Annotated in this window: 4 protein-coding genes; all 4 read right to left on the bottom strand. The window is 45.9% G+C overall.

The window, feature by feature from the left end; genetic code table 11:
- A partial coding sequence (locus tag B5G28_RS14065) for an IS3 family transposase (protein WP_144265574.1) occupies positions 1–497 on the bottom strand: 497 nt, incomplete at its 3' end.
- A complete protein-coding gene (locus tag B5G28_RS14060) occupies positions 494–802 on the bottom strand; it encodes a helix-turn-helix domain-containing protein (protein WP_087249813.1) in 309 nt (102 codons plus the stop codon). The genes B5G28_RS14065 and B5G28_RS14060, both read right to left, overlap by 4 nt.
- Positions 803–1068: 266 nt before the next feature.
- Positions 1069–2661 carry an ABC transporter ATP-binding protein gene (locus B5G28_RS14055; protein WP_087249811.1) on the bottom strand — a complete coding sequence of 531 codons (1593 nt, stop codon included), beginning with the start codon at positions 2659–2661 and terminating at the stop codon, positions 1069–1071.
- Positions 2658–3935, bottom strand: coding sequence for a radical SAM protein (locus B5G28_RS14050; protein ID WP_087249809.1), 1278 nt, complete (start codon positions 3933–3935; stop codon positions 2658–2660). Before B5G28_RS14050 ends, B5G28_RS14055 begins: the two co-directional genes overlap by 4 nt.
- Positions 3936–4416: the final 481 nt, after the last annotated feature.

Genomic DNA, 4416 nt, shown 5'->3' with positions numbered 1-4416 from the left:
CTGGTACCGGTCTTGTAAGCGACAATGCTTCTGTCATACAGATCACGGATCATGGACAGATAGAGAACGCCTTCCTTGGTATGAATGTAAGAAATGTCTGTGACCCACTTTTGATTTGGATGTGTAGCATTGAATTCACGATTCAGAAGGTTTTGGTATTTGTGGACCTGCCAGCCCATCTGGACCCATTTTCTTCTGCGGCGTATCTCACTTAAAAGATCGTATTTGTGCATAATTCTTAAAATTGTCTTGGGGTTTTTGACGATTCCTTCGCTGTCCAGCCAGAGTTTTATCCTTCGGTATCCATATGTTCTTCTGCTGGATTCCTGCTTCGCCCGAATCTTTTCTGCAAGTTCCAGATCTTTTACAGGGTGCTGCCTCTGTTTGACATACTTGTAATAACCGCTTCGGGAAACCTTTAGCATCCTGCACATCTGTACGATTGGATACTTCATACGATGGCGGTGGATAACAGCATATTTAAATCCTGGCTTCACCTCCTCCCCATGGATCGCATAAAATCCCGCAGCAGCTCATTCTCCATTCTCAGTCGCTGGATGATATATGTCTGTTCTGCTACAATATCTCTCGGCTCAGAGTCTTTGCGTGGCCTGCCTTTTTTCCGCGGAACAATTCCCGCCTTGAGTTTGCGCTGTCGTTCATTATACCGTGATACCCAATTATGAACCTGCGAGTATTCCATGCCTAGTCTCCGGGCGATTTCACGGTTGGTAATACCCTCGCTTTTCCATTGCAGAATTTCTTTCTCATATTGATTTATTTTCGTGTATTTTCTGGGCATAGCAAAACCTCCTCGTGTAGTTCTATTATCCTACACGGGGAGGTTTTTTGTCTATTGTCTACTTTTTACGGACCTGTTCATCTTCAGGGGGTTTTTGAAAATGCGTTTGCGGCAATTGAATATAACTGGAATTTTCTCCCAGGCAATCAGAGATAGAACCAGACATCATAATATAAACCCTCTTGATACGGTTAACGAAAGCGAGTCACTGTTTGAATGACTTTCGCTGTCCGTTGGGCATCTGCTGTATTCCATAGCCTTTTGTGTCACACTTGATTCATCTGGTGTTTGCAAATCTCATAGGTCTTGTCAGCCACGGCATCGTAGTAGGCGTTATGGCTGATGACAAGGATCAGCTTCTGTTCCCGGAGCTTCACCAGATAATCGACGAGAGCACGCTCGGTCTTTTCATCCAGATTGCTGCCGGGTTCGTCCAGCAGGATGCAGGAGGCGTCACTGAGCAGGGTGCGGGCCAGATAAATCTTCTGCTTTTCACCGAGGGACAGGTTTTCCGGCTTGATGGTCACCTGTTTGTCAGCAGGTGGGAGCTGAAGAACGGAATCCAGTTCCTGATACTGTGCATCAGAGACAGCACGTCCGCAGACAATGTTTTCCTGGACAGTACCTGTGAAGATGAAGTTGGGATAGAAAAGATAGCTGAGCTTCGATTTTTCACAGGTAAAGTTGCCGGATTCATGGACCCGAAAATGATGATCGTCCCTGGGAAATACGCCCGAAATGATATTGAACAGAGAGGATTTGCCGCAGCCGTTTTCGCCGTGGATCAGCACGATGCCCTTGTCCTGCGCCGTGAACTCCGGTACATGAAAGAGCACTTCCTTTTCCGAGCGCATCAGGTCGATATTATGGGCTTCGATTTTGGGACAAGCTGCTGTTTCGGTCTCCACTTTCTGGTCGGGCAGGGCAAGAAAGTCGGCCACCCGGTCAAAGGTAGGCTTCTGGCTGACAATCTGGGCGTGCAGCATGGAGACCTCGGACAGCGGGTTGAACAGATAGCCGATGATCTGGATCGAGAACAGCAGCTGGCCGATGGTCATATTCTGCAGGACAACCTGATTTCCGCCGATGGTGAGGATGAGAAGCGGAGCCAGCGTGGTGACAAAGAGGGGGAATTCCTGCACAATCAGCAGGAAAAAGTGTTGGCGATTGCGGGCGTCAAGATAGGTTTTGAGGGCCTTATCATGGCGTTTCTGAAGATAATCCCCTACTTTGTTCAGAGTGACGCTGACTTTACCGTTCAGGATGACGTCAAATTCCTGATACCACGCATCACCTGCGGCCCGCTCTTTGGCCACCAGCTTTTCCAGCCTGCTCTGATTCAGAAAGTTGGGCACCATATAGAGCGGAATCAGGATGATGGCTGTCAGGGCAATGGCAGGGCTGGCCAAGGCGAACAGCAGCCCGATGATGACGATCACTTTGATAATATTGGATGGCACAGTAACCAGATAACTGCTCATGGTGTAGACGGCGCTGACATCGTTGGCCATATACTGAATGCGTGCCTTGTTCTGGCTCTCATAGGCAGGGATGCTGCTGGAAAGAATCTTCCGGGCCAGATGCTGGCGGTAACTGCTGGCCATCCGGTCTGCATTCATCTGTGCATTGTAATTGACAAAATAAAACTGATAGAAGTGGATGACGAAAACGCAGACGACGATGCCCAGTATCCAAGACAAAGGGATCAGGGTGCCGGAGCCAATCCAGGCATCCGTCAGATACAGAGTCAGCGCTGCAGGCAGCAGTGTCAGCAGAAAGCCGCCAAGGTCAAAAAGAATCCGAACAATCAGCTGCGGGAATGTAATATAGATGCCGCGATCTTCCAGATATTTTTTCATGAGTGTGCTGCCTCCTTTTGTGATAAAGCTTCAGTGTACAGTTTATGGATGTATTTGTCTAGAAAATACTTCTCAGGGATACAGAATTTCTTTTGTCTCAGACGACAGTATGTGCAACCGCCCATACAAAGAGGCAAAACAACACAGTTGCGACATTCATCGTCAGCAAAAGGACTGGCATTGATTCGATTTCGGTAATGTTCATTCAGGTGGATTTGCCCGGATTCGTCAATATAGCCTTGCTCAAATTCGTCAGTACACTCGCAAGAAGAACAGAAGTATAATTTAAGATCCGTTCCAACTAGAAAGGTATTGCCGGACTCAAAGCTGCACCCTGCCGTTCGGGTTACATTTCTCGGAAATTTGTAATGGGCCTTTGTAAAAGAATCCTGTGCACGGTCATAAGCAATACTGTACTCCTCTGCGGTGTTGAAGTAGAAATTGCTGAGCTTTTCAGAGTTGGTGAACTCGTGAGCATTTGTAATGTGGATGAAATACCTTGAACGGGGAAGGCCTAAAGCATTGATCTCTGCAAGAAAAGCATCAAGATTTTGATTTTCCTTTGTCATGTTCAGACGAATGATGACAAAAAAGTTGTTCTGTGTCGCAGACACAATATTGCTGCAGATTCGTTTGTATGTGGGCTCTCCTGAAACATGCCGGCGTGTTTTATTGTGCAAATTTTCTGTTCCATCCAGAGTAATTTGAAACGCATGAATTCGAGTTTCTTCTCTGAATCGGTGCAGCAGTTCTTCTGTGAGCAGATAACCATTTGTTGTAACATTGGAACTGCCTTTGATACCCTTCTCTTTTAAAAAATGCTCAATATAAAAAATGGGAGCAGTATTCAAAAGTGGTTCTCCACCAAACCAGTGAATGTTGATAACCTCTACCCCATTATCAATGGATTTCATAAGATATCGGCACAGCCGGTTTGTTTCCTCGATGCCCATGTTGTGAGTACTGTGAGCCTGGTAGCAATAGGGGCAACGAAAGTTGCAGGCGTCTGTAACCATAACAGTAAGTTCCAACTTTTTCGAGCTTGTGAAATTATTCTTCCACTTAAACTCCAAAGATGCCAGTTCATCTACATCATCTGCGACCAAAAAACCCAGATCTGCCATAGCAGCCTGCGTGTCACTATCTAAATCGTTTCGTTCATACTGATCCAGAGTCTTTTGATCCAGCTCGACCAGAGTTTCTTTGGCAGTGTTAAAAAGCAACGTCGGCCCGTTGACTTCCTGGCTGATATAATTGAATATTGAGTGCTTCATTGATAATCCTCTTTTATAAATGTATATATATCACGAATACGGTTGCTCAAATCTGGGCAACCGTATTCGCACAAGATGAAATTTGCTTTTTAGAGCTCGTCTTCTACTTCGTCGGGGAATGCACCAACTGCACCAGAGCAGCAGTTGATCGTAATGCAGTCAGCCCGGTCGAGAACGTCGCTACCATTTTTGATGATTCGCATAAGAATTTCTCCATTCTATTTTTATTCGGAACTTGACGGTATGTCCGTTCCGTGTCTAAATAGTATCATAAGAGATTAGTGCAAACCATATCGTTTTGTGTTAGTGAGCTTCCGGGTTTAATTTTTTTAGAATCCGGGATGGTTATGGTATAATGTCCTTAGAGCAACCCCATAAAATATCAACAATAACCGGCACAAGCAAACCAGTTACGACAGTCCGAAGAAGTAACGGCAGCAAACGCCTGGTATAAAGCAAGGTCCAAGTCCTCGAAGGTCAA

Origin of the sequence: Faecalibacterium sp. An77 (assembly GCF_002161315.1) — a bacterium.
Classification (GTDB): Bacteria; Bacillota; Clostridia; order Oscillospirales; family Ruminococcaceae; genus Faecalibacterium.
The sequence above is the reverse complement of the archived record's forward strand: the minus strand, read 5'-3'. Positions and strand labels throughout refer to the sequence as shown.